Raw genomic sequence first — 17,757 nt, 5'->3', positions numbered from 1 at the left:
CAGCATGATTCAACAACTATTGGCATACGGAACTTTATTGCTTGCAGCAGGTTATCTGGTATGGAAATTCTTGCTTCCCAAATCCCTTTTCAGTAAAGGAAAAGACGATTCCCATTCCTGCGGAAGTGACAACTGCGGTTGTAGTTAACTATTCCAGCATTTATTTGTCACCTCGAGCGCAGTCGAGAAGTCTACAAATCAAATCGTCAATTCGAGTGATCTTTTTGAGTAGAAACGAAAAAAGATTGTATCGAGAATTAATGACTTTTAGGCTTCTTCTTGATACTTTTTCTTTGAAAAAACTCGAAATGAAGCTCTTTTTCCAATCTCTCCTAAAATTTTTCTCTCCCTTTCTGTAACCTTTCTTAATTTCCTGACTATATAAGTTAAACGCCAACTAAAAAGCAGCATTTGGAAACGCTTTCAGATGAAATGATCATGCAAAAAGTATCCGAGGGAAACTTGGATTTGCTCAAGGTACTTTTTGACCGACACCACAAGCATGTGTATAATTTTTTATACAAAATGTCGGGCGATCAAATGTTGGCCGAAGATCTTACACAAGATGTTTTTTATAAGCTGATCAAGTATCGGAACTCATACAACAATGGGTCTTTCTTGTCTTGGTTGTTCACTATTGCACGGAACAATCTTAAAACACATTACACAAGAAACCATAAGTCCCATGACGATATTGAGGTGCTTGCATACAAAGCTGTAGAAGAGGAAAATGATGTGAACGAAAACAATGCTCACCTCCAATATGCTTTGAGCAAACTTGATCCTCAAGACAGGGAACTTGTGATTTTGAACCGCTACAAGGGAATCAAATACGAAGAACTCGCGGAAATTTTTGGAAGCACCCCTGGAGCCGTAAAGACCAGAGTGTGCAGGATTTTAAAAAAATTGAAGAATATCTATTTAGAAAGTATATAGCCATGGAAAAGCAACATGTTTTTGACCAAATACCCGATTATCTGGATGGCAATTTGAACAAATCTGCAAAGGCTGAATTTGAAAAGCACCTAGAAAACTGTGCCGATTGCCAAAAAGAATTGGAAGAAATGGAAGCCTTTTTCATTGTGTTTGAAGAAGATGTTCCAACACCCTCAGATAGGCTAAAAGCAAATTTTGAGGCCGCTCTTGAACAAGAAAAACAGCATCAAGGCAAAGTGTTTCAATTGAAACCCGAATCATCATCCAACTGGACAGGAAATGTATTGAAAATTGCAGCCAGCATAGCGTTGTTGGTTGCCTCATTCCAGATGGGAAGTCTTTTTCAGCAAAGAAAAGTGGATGAGAGCATTGCACAACTCCAAGATGAGACTACTCAGATGAAACAGACCGCCATGCTTTCGTTGATGGAAAATCAATCTGCTAGTAAACGTATTCAAGGTGTGAACTATATCGAGGAATTTGAACAGCCCGATGAAGCCATCATCCAAGCCCTTGCCAACCGATTGCTCTATGATGAAAATGATAATGTTCGGATGACCGCCTTTGAGGCTCTGATCAAGTTCACCTCCTCCGAAAGCGTAAAAACCACCTTTATTGAAGCTTTGGAAAAAGAGAAAAACCCAAGCATTCAGGTTGCCATCATTCAAGCATTGGTGCAAATTCAAGAGAAAAAAGCAGCGGAACCTATGAAGAAATTGTTGGAAAAAGACGATACACAACCCTTTATCAAAGATCAAATCAAGGCGGTACTGCCCAGTTTAACTTAATATCAAAAAACGAAAAATCATGAGAAAATTCACATTTATTTTAATGGCCCTTTTTACGGCTACCATTGCCAAAGCGCAGAGCGATTACACTAAATCATTGGATGGAATCCAATGGGTAAAGATTCAATCCGTTGCTGACATTGTGATAAAAAGCCACAACTCAAACCAATTATTGATTAAATCTGGTCCTGAAATAAAAACCCCAGAACGTGCCAAAGGACTTAAATTGGTAGGCGAAAGCGGAACAGACAACACCAACGTAGGATTTTCCGTGGTGCAGGACGGAAGCACCTTAATTGTCCACAACCTAAGAAAAGATAAGAAAGGTGAAATCTATTTACCTGCATCACAAAATATTGCTGTAAAAAGTACGTGGAACGGTGATATTGAAATCGATGGTTTTTCGGGAGAAATAGAAGCGGATGCACAACTGAACGGCGGAGTAAAACTATTGAACGTAAACGGTCCCGTAACCGCCAACTCCTTAAATGGTGAAATAGAAGTAACATTTGGAAATGTAAACCAGAGTTCCCCCATTTCCCTCTACTCTACCAACGGGGCGGTAGATGTTAGCCTCCCATCGAACACCCCTGCCAATTTGGCCTTGAGCACCCTAAACGGAAATGTCTACACCGATTTTGACATTAAAGCCGATGAAAAAGACGGTATGAAATCGGTTTTGGGAAGATACATTAAGGCGTCCATCAATGGAGGCGGGGTTAAAATTTCCATGAAATCCACCAACGGGAATATGTACCTAAGAAAAGAATAAACTGAAGTGTCACATCGAGCGCAGTCGAAAGGCTCAAGATGACAAAAACATCAATCAAATATTAAAATCAAAAAACGAACAGTCATGAAAAAATTCATCATCACCGCTTTTGTGGGATTGGCAGCCCTATCCCTAAGCGCACAGAAAATCATTGAAAAAAACTTTAACTACTCAGGGCAAACCATCGACTTGGATGTGAAGTTTGCCAATAACATCGAGGTTAAAACCTGGGATAAATCCACGGTTTATTTTAAGGCTGATATAAAAACAGAGAACGGTAAATTTATTGACCTCTATAAATTGGATATTGATGAGGGAAGCAGTTCACTGCATATCGAATCAGATGCAAAACCCGTTTTTGAAGCATTCCACGATGAATGGAACAAAAACAACCCCAACAAGGAGAAGCGTTACTACTTTACGCATGACACCTACGAGTTCAATTACGTGCTGTATGTGCCCAAAGGAGCTACTTTTAAAGTGAGCAGCATTAACGGCGACCTCAAATCTGACATTATTGAAGGGGATTTTACCGCAGATTTGATCAACGGGGATATTGATATTGCCAAATATAATGGTGACCTGAACCTACAGACCATCAACGGGGAAATAGATTTGGTAATGAAGAATTCCAGATTGGTCGCAGAAACCATCCATGGCAGCATTTATGCCGATGAGGGTATGAACCTTACCGTAAGTGACCGATATGTGGGCCAAAAGGCGGAAGGAAGTTTTGACAGCGCCACCCACCATCTAAAATTAAATACCATAAATGGAAATATGTACCTAAGGCTTTAAACCATATTGGCAATAAAGGAATAAAGCAACAATCCCCAACCAACAACCAGAAGCAAACCTCCGAGTGGAGTCACTGGTCCTAAAAAAGAGGGTTTATTACCTTTTGCAGCGCCTAAACACAGGGCATAAATGCTGAAGGAAAACAACAGCGTTCCAAAAATAAAGCAATTGACTATAGCGGCATCCAACGGTTTGTCAAAACTCAGGTTGAAACCCAGAACCAATAGCACAATCGCGTGATACATTTGATATTTGACCCCTGTCTCAAAACTTTGTAGCAGCTCGGGGGTCAATTTCTTTTTTAGGGCATGGGCACCAAAGGCACCAAAAATTACCGATAAAAGCCCGTATAAGGCTCCCATAAATTGAGCCATAAATATTGTTTCCATAGTGCAAGACCAGTTTAAAAATCAATGTGAATTTCGTAGTCCGAATTTACGGTAAATGCGCATTCTTTGTATTTGGGAGGGCCGAAAGTCTTCATTTTGGCATTGCTGAACGCAACTTTCTCTTTGGGAATGCCCAACCAATTGGTGTCCAATTTTCCATTATCATTTTCATCATGAAAAACAGCTAGGGCATACTCCCCTGCAGGCAAATCAGCAATCGTAAGCTCAACGCTTCCTTTATGTGCAGATACACTATGCGTCTTCAACACTTTATCAAAGGACAAAAAAGTATCGTCGGAATTGTACACTGCAACATTCACTTTTCCATCGGTTGATGCAATATTGTTGATTTTTACGGACAAGGTGTTCTGCGCTAAGGCACTGGATGTTACAACCATTAAACAGATAACTACTATTCCTTTCATACTAGTGTACAACTTTGGCCTGTTCCGCTCGCTGAAGCAAATCGGCCTGCAAAACTGAGAATAATTCTTGGGTTTGAATGCTATCTTGAAGGTTGATGTACAATTGTAACGAATCGTGATGTACCAATTTTATCTTTTGCTGATATAAATCATCCACGAAAACATACACTTTGGATTGGGTAATGGAGTCAAAAAAAACTCCTTTTTCTCGTTCCATCCAAGAAAAGCCACTTGAACGTTCCATTTCGGGCAATTTTTCTACCAAAAGCACGCTATCCAATTCAGATAAAGGGATTTTTTGAAAATAAAAACCAGAAAGCACCTTTAGGTTTCCATCTTCAATGTTGTGCCAGTTTTTATAATGCTCCACAAAGGCAAAAAAGCAAACGATAACGGTGAGAACAATCAAAATGTTCCACAAAACATGTCTTTTTTTAATTCCCATAGTAATTCTCGAATATCCTTTTGCACATTAGAAAAATCAAATGGCAAAGGAAAGTAATTAATACAACAACCCCATATTCCATAGAATATTGTGTTCGAAGTTGTTATCTTTAAACAAACCACTGACCATGCCAACCTTATTCCGAAAAATCAGAAAAGCGCTGCTTTCCAAAAACCGATTTACAAAATACCTTTTGTATGCCATTGGCGAAATTGTATTGGTTGTAATCGGGATACTTTTGGCGCTACAGATAAATACTTGGAACCAAGAAAAAAACAATAAAAAAGAAGAACAGTTTTATTTAAGGAAATTACAAACCAACTTGGTTCAGGATACCATTCATTTAAGTGCTAGAACTCGTCAATTGAGCTATACTACGGATAGTCTAATTAGCCTAGAGGCTCAACTTCGCGACAACAACCTAAAAGAATTCAAAAATGAGAACATGTTCTACGGACTCATTACCCTCTTTAGGATACAACCCCAAACCTCCACGTTCGACAATTTGATTTCGACAGGTAAATTGGAATTGATCTCAAATCAATCCATTGTAGATTCTTTGTTCAATTATTACAACGACATAAACAATTACACCAACCAACAACTGGCCGCAGACGAAACCTATACGCGACAAACCATTGGCCCTAAACTATTGGAAATTGAAGGTGGAATGTTTAATGGTTTAAAAAGTAGTTTAAGCAAAGAGGACAAAATATTTGTTTTGAATGCTATTGAATTAAGAAAATTGTTGATTAATGGAATTCATCAAAGCTACCTAACTACTTTAAGTAGAAATAAAACTATTTATGAGATGATTGAATTTGAGTTAAAGTCTGGAATGGATTAAGTTTTTAGAATTGTGAATTAAGCCTGACCTTTGTACAAAACCAACATCAATGGATTTTACCAACAAATATGTGCTCGTAACCGGTGCTTCTAGAGGCATTGGAAAAGCAACCGCCATGGCATTTGCCAAAAAAGGCGCCAAAGTGGGCATTAACTACCGAAGCAATAATGAAGTGGCCCAACAAACCTTGGCCGAATTGCCTGGTGAAGGACATCAACTTTTTAAAAGGGATATTTCCCAAAAGTCAGAAACAGAAGCGCTGATCAATGATTTTGTGGCCGAATTTGGCCGTTTGGATGTGTTGGTGAACAATGCTGGGATTTCCATTTTTCATGAAATAGACCAAGTTGATTTTGACCACTGGACCCATGCCTGGGAAAAAACTTTTGAAACCAATCTATTTGCCGTGGCCAATTTGTGTTATTGGGGAGCCAAAGCCATGATGAAAACAGGTGGTGGACATATTGTAAGCGTGTCCTCTCGAGGTGCTTTCCGTGGAGAACCCACTAAACCTGCTTACGGGGCCAGCAAAGCTGCCTTGAATTCCATGAGTCAATCCTTGGCCAAAAAATTAGCACCACACAACATTTATGTTGGCGTTGTTGCGCCAGGATTTACCGAAACCGAAATGGCAAAAGTGACCCTTACGCCTGCAGAAAGGGAAAATTTGCTCCGAGAATCACCCTTTAAAAGAATGGCCCAGCCCGAAGAAGTTGCCCATGCCATATTGTTCTTGGCTTCTGCCGAAGCAGCCTATTCTTCGGGTACCATAATCGATGTAAATGGAGCATCTTATTTAAGATAAAATAGTATGAAGGCAGCCACTGTTGCACAACTCAAAAAAGAACTTCAGTTTAAATCACAGGAAGAGGTAATGCAGCTGTGTCTTCGTTTGGCTCGTTTTAAAAAAGAGAACAAGGAACTCCTTACCTACCTCCTTTTTGAATCGGAAAGTGAGGAAGCCTACATTGAAACGGTCAAGGAAGAGATGGATGAGATGTTTGCCGAAATCAACGTGAACAGTTACTTCTACATTAAAAAAAGTGTTCGCAAGATTCTCCGTACCGTCAAAAAATACATTCGCTATTCGGGAGATAAAGCGACCGAAGTTGAACTGCTTCTTTATTTCTGTGAGAAGTTGAAAACTTTTAAGCCATCCATCAACCGAAACATCACCCTAAAAAATTTGTACAATAGGCAGTTGGAATACATTGGCAAGAAAATCCCATTGCTTCACGAAGACTTACAGCACGATTATGGCGTAATTCTCGAAGAACTTACGCTTTGAGTTTTCATCAATAAACCGCAACCAATTCTTTAGAACTGTTCAAAATATTCAAGGGTTTGGGTTTTTAGGTTAATTTTTCTCATCAATATTGAGTAAATTAGGGACTTATTCTAACTTAACTCAACCAACCTTGACATCATGAGAATGCCAACTACCTCAACAAAGACTTGGGCGATGCTCTGCCTTTTTCTTTTTACACTATTTACCTATTCACAAAATGCATCCCTCACAACCATTGACACCAGTTTTTATAGCGGTTTCAAATGGCGGAATATTGGTCCCGAACGTGGAGGCCGTTCCTTGGGAAGTTCCGGAAGTCCATCCAGACCCAACGAATATTATTTTGGGGCCACTGGTGGTGGTCTTTGGAAAACCATTGATGGCGGAAACACCTGGAACCCTGTTACCGACGGCCAAGTTACCAGTTCTTCAGTGGGTGCCGTAGCCGTAGCTGAAACCAATCCCGATGTAGTGTATATCGGGATGGGCGAAACCCAATTGCGCGGAAGTATCACTCAAGGTGATGGGGTGTACAAAACCACTGATGGTGGAAAAACGTGGAAACATTTGGGATTGGAAGAAACCCAAGCCATTTCCCGAGTTCGTGTGGACCCAACCAATGAAAATATTGTGTACGTAGCGGCCCTTGGTCACCCTTATGGCGACAATGAGGAACGCGGTGTTTTTAAATCCGTTGACGGAGGTGAAACTTGGAAAAAAGTGCTTTACGTAAGCGATAAAGCGGGTGCTGCCGACTTGACCATAGACCGAAACAACCCCAACGTGCTTTATGCCAGTACGTGGCAAGTGTACCGTAAAGCATGGAAAATGTGGGGTGGCGGGCCCGATAGTAAATTATGGAAATCCACCGATGGTGGGGAAACTTGGACCGATCTTACCAAAAATCCAGGGATGCCAGAAGACCCCATTGGAAAAATTGGGGTAGCCGTTTCTCCTGCAGATTCCAACCGAGTGTGGGCCATAGTCGAAGCAAACGAAGGTGGTGTTTTCCGTTCCGATGATGGTGGAAAGACCTGGGAAATGACCAACAACGAGCGTAAATTGAGACAACGTGCGTTTTATTATTCCCGTTTGGTCGCAGACCCAAAAGATAAAGATGTGGTTTACGGCCTCAACGTTGGATTCTTCAAATCTACAGACGGAGGAAAAACCTTTGATGAAAGAATTACTACACCACATGGTGACAACCACGATTTGTGGATAGACCCAAACAATCCAGATAGAATGATCAGCTCCAATGATGGAGGTGGTGTGGTAAGTATCAATGGTGGAAAAACTTGGACAGAACAAGATTATACTACCACCCAAGTGTATCACGTAATGGCCACAAGCGATGTACCCTATCACGTTGCGGGTGCCCAGCAAGACAATTCTACCTTGGCCATGCCAAGTGATGGATGGGATTTTAAACAAGCTAGAGGACCAAACCATGGATGGTATTATGCCGTTGGAGGTGGTGAAAGTGGTTGGATCACACAAAGCCCGACCAATCCCGATATTTTTTATGCAGGAAGTCAGGGAGCCCTATTGACCCGATATGATCGTAGCAACGGACAAACCAGAGATATTCAGGTATATCCAAGATTCTTCTCTGGGGAACCAGCGAGTGCTCTTCCAGAGCGTTGGCAGTGGACATTCCCCATCATGTTTGCACCAAAAGACCCTAATGTAATGTACACCTGTTCCCAGCACGTTTGGAAAACCACAAACGACGGACAGACTTGGGAAAAAATCAGTCCAGACCTCACCTATGCCGACCCAGAAACGTTGGGAAAAACGGGTGGTGTGATTACTATGGACATGAACGGACCTGAAATTTATGCAACCGTTTTTGCTTTGTCGCCATCAAACCATGATATAAATACCATTTGGGCAGGTTCCGATGATGGAAAAATCCATATTACAAGAGATGGTGGTAAAAACTGGGAAGACATCACTCCAGAAGATTTGCCTAAATACTCCAGAGTAAGCATCATTGAAGAGTCCATTCACAATCCTGGCACCTTGTATGTGGCTGCCAACCGTTACCAAGTGGATGATCGTGAGCCGTACGTTTTTAAAACCCACGACTACGGAAAAACGTGGACCAAAATCATCACAGGAATTAAAAAAGGACACTTTGCCAGAGCCATTCGTGAAGACCACCAAAGAGAAGGACTTTTGTTTTTGGCCACCGAGCACGGCGTTTATTTTTCCATTAATGATGGCGAAGAATGGCAATCGCTACAATTGAATTTACCCGACACTCCTATCCGTGATTTGGTGATCAAGGACAATGATGTGGTTCTTGGTTCGCACGGAAGGGGATTTTGGATTTTGGACGACATTCAACCCTTACGAGAATACTCCAAGGAATTATTGAGTGAGAAAAATGTACTCTTTAAACCCACCAATGCCATTAGAGGAATTTACAATGCCAACTTCCAATATTATTTGGAAGAGGAAGTTGACACGGTGACCTTTTCCATTTTTGATGCAAACAACAAGTTGATTGACACCTTTGGAGGGAATAAACCTAAATATGAATCCACTGGAGGTTCATCTTGGTATAGTCGATTCAGCAGCACCAAACCAACAACTGCAAAAGGCATCAATACTTTTAGTTGGAATTTAAGATACCCCGGCCCTACCACTTTTGATGGCATTATTATTTGGGGTGCTTCGGCTACTTCTGGTCCTAAAGCACAACTTGGCACTTACACCGTTCAAATGAAAGTGGGGGAAGAAGTGATTAAAAGCTATCCATTCGAAATTGAAATGGATCCCAACTTAAAAGGCATCAAAGCGGAAGATTTACAAGAGCAATTTGAATTGGCTTCCAAGATTACGGCGAAAGCAACCATTGCCAACGAAGCTGTTATTCAAATTAGAAGTATTCGTAAACAATTGGATAGTTTGGGCAAAGGTATGTCAAGTAGAAAGTTCACAAAGTTAACTGAAGATTTCATGGAGACCTTGACCGAAATCGAGAATGATCTATATCAAACCAAGAACCAATCGGGACAAGATCCATTGAACTTCCCTATCAAACTGAACAATAGATTTAATGCTTTGCAACGAAGCATTGAAAATGGGGACGCCAAACCCACCGATGCTGCTTATGTGGTGTATGATGAGCTTACCAAAGAATTGGATGTTCACATGGGTAAACTTGAAACTACTTTGACCAAGGAGCTTCCTAAAGTGAATGCTTTGTTGGAAGACAAGGGAATTTCTCCAATTGTGGCCCGATAGTGTCACTTTAGACAAAATTTTGCTTTAAAGATCACCCATCTATGTTAGAAACATAATCTATAATAGATGGGTGATTTGCGTTTGAATCGACCATTGATGTTAAACTTTTCTAAAGAAAAACCAGAAATCACTCTTGATAAAAAATGGAGTAACCATACCGTATTGATCAATAACTATTCTGGTTTGGATTATATTGACAAAACCATAATATTGAAGCCGTATCAAGCCGTCATTTTATATATCGACTAATGCTTCAAAAGAAATGAGAATAATTCTAAATTAAGACCAACTGTTTACCCTACAACACATTATTCTTAATTTTACGAAGTCAGGATGAATAAAATTGTAATCATAGGGATATCCCTGCTCATTTTGCTTCAAGGTACTAGCATCCATTTAAAGGATTTGGTTGAAATTGGACAATTTATTGAGCATTACCAGTTCCATAGTGAGGAATATGGGGATAGTCTTATGGTTTTTGTTTCCAAACATTATGGTGAACTTAAAGCCTCTCACAGCGAAAAGCACCAAGAGGAACAAAAGGAACATGAAAAATTGCCTTTTCAGCATCAATCTCCATGTGCACAACCTCTAGTCTTTGTTTTGGACTCCAATAATTTTATGGAAACCCGTTCCGAAACCCCGTTGGTGGTTAAAGGAAACTTTCATTATCAAATTTCTTACTCCCACATCTGGGGTGATGAGCTTTTTCAGCCGCCCAAACACGCATAATTCATAGTTTTTCAGCATAGCTGAACACTTTTCGCAAGCCTTATTCTATTTAATAATGCTCTCATTCTCTATGAATCATGTTTTCAAAAATTATAAACTTTAGTATTAAGAACAAGTTTATTGTTCTTCTGTTCACAGCGTTTATAGCCTTTGTCGGGCTATATTCCCTATCACAAATTCCCATCGGGGCGGTTCCCGATGTTACCAACAACCAAGTTCAGGTACTGACCACTTCAAATAGTCTGTCCACCCAAGATATGGAACAATTTGTTACCTATCCCGTGGAGCTGGAAATGGCGAACTTACCTGGTGTAAAAGAAATCCGTTCGGTTTCAAAGTTCGGGTTGTCGGTGGTCACCATTGTTTTCGAAGACGATATGGGTACTTATTTACCCCGACAATTGATTGCCGAAAAAATCAAATCCGCATCCAGCCGAATTCCAGAAGGTTTTGGAACTCCAGAAATGGGCCCGATCACCACTGGTTTGGGTGAAATCTACCAATACATTTTGGATGTAGAGCCCGAGTATAAAGACCAATACTCTTCAACAGAGCTCCGAACTATTCAAGATTGGATTGTAAAACGTCAACTTTCGGGAATTCCTGGAGTGGTTGAAGTGAATACCTGGGGCGGGCATCTAAAACAATACGAGGTCGCCATTCAAACCCAAAAACTCAACGCGTTCAACATCACTGCCAAAGAAGTTTTTACGGCTTTGGAAATGAACAACAGCATTTCCGGTGGTGGCTATATTGAAAAAGTAAACCAAGCTTATTTTATCCGAGGGGAAGGTTTGGTCGGAAGCCTCAAGGACATTGAAGACATTGTAGTCACCACTCGTAACAGTATTCCTATTTATATAAAGGATGTGGCCAAGGTCGGATTTGGAAGTGCCCCACGTTTTGGTGCCATCACTGGAAATGGTGAAGGGGAAAAAGTATTGGGTCAAATCATGATGCTCAAAGATGCAGATTCCAAACGCGTGATTGAAGCCGTTAAGGAAAGGGTTGCCGCCATTTCCCAATCCTTGCCCGAAGGGGTGTACATCAATCCCTTTTTGGACCGAAGCGAGCTGATTGGAAGAACCACTTTTACCGTAACCGAAAACTTGGTGTTAGGTTGTTTGATCGTGATTTTTGTGGTGGTATTACTCTTGGGTAACTGGCGGTCAGGACTTGTAGTCGCCTCTGTGATTCCACTTTGCTTGTTGTTCGCCCTAACCTTAATGAACATTTTCGGGGTAGATGCCAACTTGTTGAGTCTTGGTGCGATTGACTTTGGTATTATCATCGACGGAGCGGTGATCATTGTAGAATATATCGCCTTTCAAATCACCCAAAAGAAAGCTGAAATTGCCAATTTGGGTAAAAATGAGGTACAGTCCATCAAAGATGATATCACCTTAAAGGGAGCCACCAAAATGATGAACTCCGCTGTTTTTGGGCAGTTAATCATCTTAATTGTATTTATTCCAATTCTATCATTAAGTGGTGTGGAAGGAAAAATGTTCAAACCCATGGCATTGACCTTTAGTTTTGCCTTATTAGGTGCCATATTACTATGTTTCACTTATGTGCCTGTTGCATCAGCCTTATTTTTAAGGCCATCCAAGGAATCGGCTAAAAGTATTTCTACGCGATTGGTCAATTGGATCAATAAACAATACGAGCCTGTTATCGAATGGGCCATGAGAAGCAAAAAATTAGTGCTTTCACTTGCAGCTGCCCTTTTGGTTGGAGCCATTTTGTTGTTTTCTTCCATGGGAGGTGAATTTGTACCCACTTTGGATGAAGGGGATTTTGTGATTCAACCTGTGTTAAAAACAGGAACATCCTTGACCAAAACCGTGGAAACCACCACCAAGATTGAACAAATATTGTTGGACCAATTTCCAGAAGTGAAACAAGTGGTGAGCCGTATTGGCGCTGCCGAAGTACCAACCGACCCCATGTCGATGGAAGAAAGCGATGTGATCATTGCCCTTAAACCAAAAGATGAATGGGTGTCTGCCGAAACCAAGGATGAACTTGCCGATAAATTCAAGGAGGCAATTTCTGTATTGCCGGGAGTAGAGGTCGAATTCACCCAACCCATTGAAATGCGCTTTAATGAGTTAATTACAGGGGTACGTGCTGATATCGCCATTAAAATATTCGGAGAAAATCTGGAAACCTTGAACAAAAAGGCGAATGAAATCAAAAGCCTGATTCAAAATGTTGAGGGAGCATCCGATATTATCGTTGAAAAAGTAGAGGGACTTCCGCAAATGAATGTATCGTTCAATCGAGCTAAAATTGCCCGTCACGGACTCAACATTGCCGACCTCAACGAAATGATTGCGATGGGCTTTGCGGGTAAAATTGTCGGTAGCGTTTTTGAGGGAGAACGGCAATTCGATATGGCCGTTCGATTGGATGCGGAAAACCGTCAAGATATTTCCAACCTGAGAAATCTGTATGTGGACATCCCCAACGGAGGTAAAATTCCGATGAGCGAATTGGCCGAGATTACGTATCAAAAAGGTGCTGCTAAAATTTCAAGGGACGATACCAAGCGTAGAATCGTGGTGGGAATCAATGTAAGGAACCGTGACCTCCAATCTGTAGTCGATGATGTACAATTGTTGATCAATGAAAACATCACCTTACCTCCAGGATACACCATCACCTATGGTGGTCAATTTGAAAACCTGCAAAACGCCAAAGCACGTTTGATGATTGCAGTACCGATTGCCTTATTGCTCATTTTCATCATGCTGTATTTTGCATTTGGTTCGGTAAAAGAAGCTTTGCTTATTTTCTCGGCCATTCCATTATCGGCAGTGGGAGGTGTACTCTTACTTTGGTTACGTGATATGCCTTTTAGTATTTCGGCAGGAGTTGGGTTCATTGCACTATTTGGAATTGCGGTGTTGAACGGAATTGTTCTAATTGAACACTTCAAAGAACTCAAAGGAGAAGACTTTGATTCCATGGAAGACTTGATCAAACAAGGAACCAAGGACAGGCTTCGTGCCGTATTGTTGACCGCATCTGCAGCAGCATTAGGGTTCTTGCCCATGGCGGTTTCGACCAACGCAGGCGCAGAAGTGCAAAGACCTTTGGCCACCGTTGTTATCGGTGGTTTGGTCACGGCGACCATGCTTACCTTGGTGGTATTGCCCGTGTTATATGCATACTCCCACAACATTAAATTCCGTGGTATGAGAAAAAGAAGAAGAGAGCGCAAAATGAAAAAGAACGCGCTGACCCTAATAATACTTTTAATTTCAGCTTCAGGATTTTCACAAACGCAATTGAACCTGGAAGATCTAATGGCGTTATCCTTGGAAAACAACAAAGGGATACAAGCCGAATCTTTATTGGTAGATCAAGCGGAAACTCTAAAAGGAACTGCTTTTGAGTTCGATAAAATGGACATTTATTACCAGTATGATGAAAACAACCTGGCATTGAATGGGGAACCCCTTAAAGTGTTCGGCGCTCAACAACAGTTTGAGTTTCCTACCGTGTATGGGGCTAAAAGCAGACTTCAAAAATCAAATTATGAGCTGCAAAAATCTTCGTTTGAGCTTCGAAAGAAGCAATTGTACCAATCGTTGAGCAATGCGTATTATGAGTACCAAACTTTGAATCAAAAAGCAAAGCTCTATAAAACGTTAGACAGCATTTATAGCACCTTTGCCCATGCCGCCCAAAGACGTTTTGAGTTGGGTGAGACCAATTATTTGGAAAAAGTGACTGCTACGGCCAAACAACGACAGATTGCAAACACTTACTCCAAGATTCAACAGCAAATACTGACCGCTTATGGTCAAATTGTGAGTTTGGTGCAAAGTGAAGATTCTTTGCTCATTGCGGATGAAAAACCAGAAAAATTGATGGTATTGAATGCCCAAGGCTTGTTGGAAACGGAAGCCTTATTCTTGGACAATCGCCAAGAGTTGAGCAATGCGCAAAAAAGCTTGGAAGAAAACAGATTGTTACCAGACCTTAACTTGGAATATTTTCAAGGAACCAATAGTGGATTGGGCACTTCCTTATATGGCATTCAATTAGGGGTTCGCATTCCCATCTTATTCTTTGGACATAGTAGCAAGGTGAAATCTTCAAAGCTTCAGACTCAAATTACCGAGATGCAGAACACTGAAATCACGGTCGCCATGAACCAACGCTTTAAAACTTTGTTGGGACAACTGGAGCAACAAACCAAGGAACTCTCTTATTACGAAGATGAGGGCGGTCAACTTTCCGAGCAAATTTTGAAGGCAGCTACAGGCAACTTTCAAAATGGGGAAATTGACTTTTTCCAATACATCCAAAGTTTGGAAAACGCCTACGATATCCAAGTCAATTATCTGGATATCCTCAACCAATACAATCAAACTGTAATCGCCATTAACTACTTGACAATAACATTTTAAAAAATGAAAAATATATTTCACATCGCCGCTGTATTCCTATTCATAATGGGCTGTGGCAATAAAAACACCAAAGAATCCGCTTCCGAAGAACAAACTGAAGCGATAGGAATCGTGGTAACCCAAGCGCAATTCGAAACCAATGGTCTCATGATCGGTGCCATGGAACGAAGAACATTTCCAAAAATGGTGGAAACCTCTGGAATGATTGATGTACCGCCAGAAAACCGCGCAAGTGTATCCGCTTTTATGGGTGGTTTTGTAAAGCAAACATCATTATTGATTGGGGATCAAGTAAAAAAGGGACAACTATTGGTGATTTTGGAAAACCAAGAATTTGTGCAAATGCAACAGGATTATTTGGAGGTGTTCAACCAGCTGGATTATTTAAAAGCTGAGTTCGAGAGAAATCAGACCCTTTTTGATGAAAAAATCGCTTCGCAAAAGAATTTTCTTCAGGCCAAAAGCAATTATGAAACCGCTAAAGCACGTTACCAAGGGTTAAAAGAGCAATTGCAAATGCTCAATATTTCACCCAGCAATGTGGAGCAAGGCAACATTTCTTCACAAGCGGCCATTTATGCCCCTATTTCAGGAAGTATCACCAAAATGAATGTGGCCAAAGGAAGCTATGTTTCCCCTGCTACCGAAATATTGGAAATAGTGGACAATGAGCATGTGCATTTAGAGTTGACTGTTTTTGAAAAAGACATTTTAAAGGTTAAAAAAGGACAGAAAATAGAGTTTAGGATTCCTGAAGCAGCTGAAGCAGCTTTTAATGCTGAGGTTTATTTGGTGGGAACATCCATCGATAATACCCAACGTACTATTAAAGTTCATGGGCATTTAGAGCACGAAGATGAAAAAGCCAGTAATTTTCTTCCTGGTATGTTTGTAGATGCCATGATCATGACGGATACGACCAAAACTTTGTCCCTGCCCGAAGAAGCGGTAATTGAATCCGAGGGCAACTACTATGTGCTCAAATTGATTGACCAAAAAGATGGTGGCTACACTTTTGAGCGCGTAGCGGTAAAACAAGGTAGCACCTATGGCGGATTCACGGAAATCAACTCTTCCGAGCTATCCGAAAGTGATCAATTTTTAACTAAGGGTGTATTTGATTTGATTGGTGGATAATTCCGCTACCCCAAACCTACATCCAAAGTCATCATAATGATAAATCCACCGATAAAACCCATAGTGGCGATATCGGTGTATTTGTCTTGTTGTGTTTCTGGAATTACTTCTTCCACCACTACAAAGATCATCGCCCCAGCAGCAAAAGAAAGTGCGTAAGGTAAAATAGGCTCAAAAGTCAATACGGCCCAAGCTCCCAACACCCCTGCAATGGGTTCCACCAATGCCGATGCTTGACCATAAAGGAAACTTTTTCGTCGACTTAACCCTTGTCTGCGCAATGGCATGGCCACTGCAAATCCCTCGGGGAAATTCTGAAGTCCAATACCCAAAGCCAAAGCAACTGCACCTCCAATGGAAGCGCCCTCAAAACCTGCTGCTACTCCCCCAAAAAGCACCCCTACGGCCAATCCCTCAGGAATGTTGTGCAAGGTAATGGCCAAAGTGAGCAAGGTAGTTCTATGCCAAGGCGTTTTAACCCCCTCGGCCTCGCTCATTTTAAAATTGATGTGCAAGTGAGGTAGGATCTTATCCAATCCGAAAATAAAGGCCGCTCCCAACAAAAATCCAACCGCAGCTGGAATTACTTTCACAAACCCCTCACCAGGACTCATTTCGATTCCCGGAGCCAATAAGCTCCAAAAACTGGCAGCAACCATGACGCCCCCTGTAAAGCCCAACATGCCATCTAAAAGGGCACGGTTCATTCCCTTGAAAAAGAAAACCAATGCTGCACCTGCGGCCGTAAGCCCCCAAGTAAAAAGGGTGGCATACAAAGCAGCCAAAACTGGGTCAATTTCTTGAAAATAGTTTATTATTTGTTCCATCAGTCGTTCTTTTTTACATAGAGGTTAGACGCTATTTGATGTGATATCCGCATTTCTTTCCCTTCCAGTTGAATACGTAGAGAGTTGTCAAAATCTTCTTTGTCCAATACTTTGATGTTGTTTCCTAAAGCAATTTTATTCTTGTCCAAAAACTTTAGAAAGGGCACCGAAGAATCCTTGACCCCAACACAAACCCCTGTGGCATTAATGGGCATTTCACTGAGCAATTTTTCATCCCGCTCCTGAAATTTTCCATCTTTGGTCGGGATGGGGTCGCCGTGGGGGTCGTACTTGGGAAAATCTAGTAATTCATCAATCTTGTCAATCAGTTTTTCACTTTTAATGTGTTCCAACTGCTCGGCCACTTCATGTACCTCATCCCATGAAAAATCCAACTTTTTCACTAAAAAAACTTCCCACAACCTATGTTTTCGAATAATGGACAAGGCAGTTTTTATTCCTGAATTGGTCAGCGATACTCCTTGGTACCTCACATAATCGACCAACCCTTTTTCTGCCAATTTCTTGGCCATATCGGTCACCGAAGATGGTTTGGTTTCCATTTGGTCGGCTATGGCATTAGTGGTTATGGACTTGGAATCCCCTCCCCCTAAATGAAAAATGGTCTTTAAATAATTCTCTTCTGATCGAGTCATCAAAAAATATTTTTTCAAAAATACATTTTTATTTAACA

Annotated in this window: 18 protein-coding genes; 13 read left to right on the top strand and 5 right to left on the bottom strand. The window is 41.1% G+C overall.

Going from position 1 to position 17,757, the window contains the following annotated elements; genetic code table 11:
- Positions 1 to 4: 4 nt before the first annotated feature.
- The 5 genes from ABT310_RS07405 to ABT310_RS07385 all read left to right on the top strand — a co-directional run bounded on the left by ABT310_RS07405 (position 5) and on the right by ABT310_RS07385 (position 3,294).
- Entirely contained in the window at positions 5 to 148 is a 144-nt protein-coding gene (locus tag ABT310_RS07405) for a hypothetical protein (RefSeq protein ID WP_375326106.1), read from the top strand.
- Between the two features lie 263 nt (positions 149 to 411).
- Positions 412 to 936, top strand: a complete 525-nt coding sequence (locus ABT310_RS07400; protein WP_375326105.1) for an RNA polymerase sigma factor — start codon at positions 412 to 414, stop codon at positions 934 to 936.
- Between the two features lie 2 nt (positions 937 to 938).
- Positions 939 to 1,724, top strand: a complete 786-nt coding sequence (locus ABT310_RS07395; protein ID WP_375326104.1) for a HEAT repeat domain-containing protein — start codon at positions 939 to 941, stop codon at positions 1,722 to 1,724.
- A gap of 19 nt (positions 1,725 to 1,743) precedes the next feature.
- Positions 1,744 to 2,496, top strand: a complete 753-nt coding sequence (locus tag ABT310_RS07390; protein WP_375326103.1) for a DUF4097 family beta strand repeat-containing protein — start codon at positions 1,744 to 1,746, stop codon at positions 2,494 to 2,496.
- A gap of 84 nt (positions 2,497 to 2,580) precedes the next feature.
- Positions 2,581 to 3,294 carry a hypothetical protein gene (locus ABT310_RS07385; protein ID WP_375326102.1) on the top strand — a complete coding sequence of 238 codons (714 nt, stop codon included), beginning with the start codon at positions 2,581 to 2,583 and terminating at the stop codon, positions 3,292 to 3,294.
- On the opposite strand, the gene ABT310_RS07380 is transcribed toward ABT310_RS07385, so the two are convergent.
- The 3 genes from ABT310_RS07380 to ABT310_RS07370 are packed head-to-tail and all read right to left on the bottom strand — an operon-like array spanning position 3,291 to position 4,553.
- Complete coding sequence (locus tag ABT310_RS07380; RefSeq protein WP_375326101.1) at positions 3,291 to 3,683, bottom strand: DUF423 domain-containing protein; 393 nt, start codon at positions 3,681 to 3,683, stop codon at positions 3,291 to 3,293. The two genes, ABT310_RS07385 and ABT310_RS07380, sit on opposite strands and share 4 nt — an antisense overlap.
- Positions 3,684 to 3,697: 14 nt before the next feature.
- A complete protein-coding gene (locus tag ABT310_RS07375; protein WP_375326100.1) occupies positions 3,698 to 4,108 on the bottom strand; it encodes a DUF2141 domain-containing protein in 411 nt (136 codons plus the stop codon).
- Position 4,109: 1 nt separating this feature from the next.
- Positions 4,110 to 4,553: a hypothetical protein gene (locus tag ABT310_RS07370; RefSeq protein WP_375326099.1), complete on the bottom strand. Its 444-nt coding sequence runs from the start codon at positions 4,551 to 4,553 to the stop codon at positions 4,110 to 4,112.
- Positions 4,554 to 4,680: 127 nt separating this feature from the next.
- Here ABT310_RS07370 and ABT310_RS07365 point away from each other — a divergent pair, with 127 nt between their 5' ends.
- From ABT310_RS07365 to ABT310_RS07330, 8 genes are all read left to right on the top strand, one after another.
- Positions 4,681 to 5,400, top strand: a complete 720-nt coding sequence (locus tag ABT310_RS07365) for a DUF6090 family protein (RefSeq protein WP_375326098.1) — start codon at positions 4,681 to 4,683, stop codon at positions 5,398 to 5,400.
- 49 nt (positions 5,401 to 5,449) lie between these two features.
- On the top strand, positions 5,450 to 6,205 hold the full coding sequence (locus ABT310_RS07360) for an SDR family NAD(P)-dependent oxidoreductase (protein ID WP_375326097.1): 756 nt from the start codon (positions 5,450 to 5,452) through the stop codon (positions 6,203 to 6,205).
- A 6-nt stretch (positions 6,206 to 6,211) separates the two neighbouring features.
- Positions 6,212 to 6,688, top strand: coding sequence for a hypothetical protein (locus ABT310_RS07355; protein WP_375326096.1), 477 nt, complete (start codon positions 6,212 to 6,214; stop codon positions 6,686 to 6,688).
- Between the two features lie 174 nt (positions 6,689 to 6,862).
- The gene (locus ABT310_RS07350) at positions 6,863 to 9,943 is read left to right on the top strand and encodes a WD40/YVTN/BNR-like repeat-containing protein (RefSeq protein ID WP_375326095.1); all 3,081 of its coding nucleotides are present in this window, start codon (positions 6,863 to 6,865) and stop codon (positions 9,941 to 9,943) included.
- A 96-nt stretch (positions 9,944 to 10,039) separates the two neighbouring features.
- Positions 10,040 to 10,192 carry a hypothetical protein gene (locus ABT310_RS07345; RefSeq protein ID WP_375326094.1) on the top strand — a complete coding sequence of 51 codons (153 nt, stop codon included), beginning with the start codon at positions 10,040 to 10,042 and terminating at the stop codon, positions 10,190 to 10,192.
- 84 nt (positions 10,193 to 10,276) lie between these two features.
- Entirely contained in the window at positions 10,277 to 10,675 is a 399-nt protein-coding gene (locus ABT310_RS07340) for a hypothetical protein (protein ID WP_375326093.1), read from the top strand.
- Between the two features lie 77 nt (positions 10,676 to 10,752).
- The gene (locus ABT310_RS07335; protein ID WP_375326092.1) at positions 10,753 to 15,099 is read left to right on the top strand and encodes a CusA/CzcA family heavy metal efflux RND transporter; all 4,347 of its coding nucleotides are present in this window, start codon (positions 10,753 to 10,755) and stop codon (positions 15,097 to 15,099) included.
- A gap of 3 nt (positions 15,100 to 15,102) precedes the next feature.
- The gene (locus ABT310_RS07330; RefSeq protein ID WP_375326091.1) at positions 15,103 to 16,236 is read left to right on the top strand and encodes an efflux RND transporter periplasmic adaptor subunit; all 1,134 of its coding nucleotides are present in this window, start codon (positions 15,103 to 15,105) and stop codon (positions 16,234 to 16,236) included.
- 5 nt (positions 16,237 to 16,241) lie between these two features.
- On the opposite strand, the gene ABT310_RS07325 is transcribed toward ABT310_RS07330, so the two are convergent.
- Both ABT310_RS07325 and ABT310_RS07320 read right to left on the bottom strand, forming a co-directional pair.
- Positions 16,242 to 17,063 (bottom strand): ZIP family metal transporter, encoded by an 822-nt coding sequence (locus tag ABT310_RS07325; protein ID WP_375326090.1) that lies wholly within the window; start codon positions 17,061 to 17,063, stop codon positions 16,242 to 16,244.
- Positions 17,063 to 17,719 carry a metal-dependent transcriptional regulator gene (locus ABT310_RS07320; protein WP_375326089.1) on the bottom strand — a complete coding sequence of 219 codons (657 nt, stop codon included), beginning with the start codon at positions 17,717 to 17,719 and terminating at the stop codon, positions 17,063 to 17,065. Before ABT310_RS07320 ends, ABT310_RS07325 begins: the two co-directional genes overlap by 1 nt.
- Positions 17,720 to 17,757 lie beyond the last annotated feature (38 nt).

The organism is Flagellimonas cixiensis (genome assembly GCF_042134615.1).
Taxonomy (GTDB): domain Bacteria; phylum Bacteroidota; class Bacteroidia; order Flavobacteriales; family Flavobacteriaceae; genus Flagellimonas; species Flagellimonas cixiensis.
This window is presented reverse-complemented; position numbering and strand designations above follow the sequence as displayed.

Coding starts and splice junctions, on each gene's coding strand:
- ABT310_RS07405 (WP_375326106.1), top strand. CDS start 5: ATGATTCAACAACTATTGGCATACGGAACTTTATTGCTTGCAGCAGGT.
- ABT310_RS07395 (WP_375326104.1), top strand. CDS start 939: ATGGAAAAGCAACATGTTTTTGACCAAATACCCGATTATCTGGATGGC.
- ABT310_RS07390 (WP_375326103.1), top strand. CDS start 1,744: ATGAGAAAATTCACATTTATTTTAATGGCCCTTTTTACGGCTACCATT.
- ABT310_RS07385 (WP_375326102.1), top strand. CDS start 2,581: ATGAAAAAATTCATCATCACCGCTTTTGTGGGATTGGCAGCCCTATCC.
- ABT310_RS07380 (WP_375326101.1), bottom strand. CDS start 3,683: ATGGAAACAATATTTATGGCTCAATTTATGGGAGCCTTATACGGGCTT.
- ABT310_RS07375 (WP_375326100.1), bottom strand. CDS start 4,108: ATGAAAGGAATAGTAGTTATCTGTTTAATGGTTGTAACATCCAGTGCC.
- ABT310_RS07370 (WP_375326099.1), bottom strand. CDS start 4,553: ATGGGAATTAAAAAAAGACATGTTTTGTGGAACATTTTGATTGTTCTC.
- ABT310_RS07365 (WP_375326098.1), top strand. CDS start 4,681: ATGCCAACCTTATTCCGAAAAATCAGAAAAGCGCTGCTTTCCAAAAAC.
- ABT310_RS07360 (WP_375326097.1), top strand. CDS start 5,450: ATGGATTTTACCAACAAATATGTGCTCGTAACCGGTGCTTCTAGAGGC.
- ABT310_RS07355 (WP_375326096.1), top strand. CDS start 6,212: ATGAAGGCAGCCACTGTTGCACAACTCAAAAAAGAACTTCAGTTTAAA.
- ABT310_RS07350 (WP_375326095.1), top strand. CDS start 6,863: ATGCTCTGCCTTTTTCTTTTTACACTATTTACCTATTCACAAAATGCA.
- ABT310_RS07345 (WP_375326094.1), top strand. CDS start 10,040: ATGTTAAACTTTTCTAAAGAAAAACCAGAAATCACTCTTGATAAAAAA.
- ABT310_RS07340 (WP_375326093.1), top strand. CDS start 10,277: ATGAATAAAATTGTAATCATAGGGATATCCCTGCTCATTTTGCTTCAA.
- ABT310_RS07335 (WP_375326092.1), top strand. CDS start 10,753: ATGTTTTCAAAAATTATAAACTTTAGTATTAAGAACAAGTTTATTGTT.
- ABT310_RS07330 (WP_375326091.1), top strand. CDS start 15,103: ATGAAAAATATATTTCACATCGCCGCTGTATTCCTATTCATAATGGGC.
- ABT310_RS07325 (WP_375326090.1), bottom strand. CDS start 17,063: ATGGAACAAATAATAAACTATTTTCAAGAAATTGACCCAGTTTTGGCT.
- ABT310_RS07320 (WP_375326089.1), bottom strand. CDS start 17,719: ATGACTCGATCAGAAGAGAATTATTTAAAGACCATTTTTCATTTAGGG.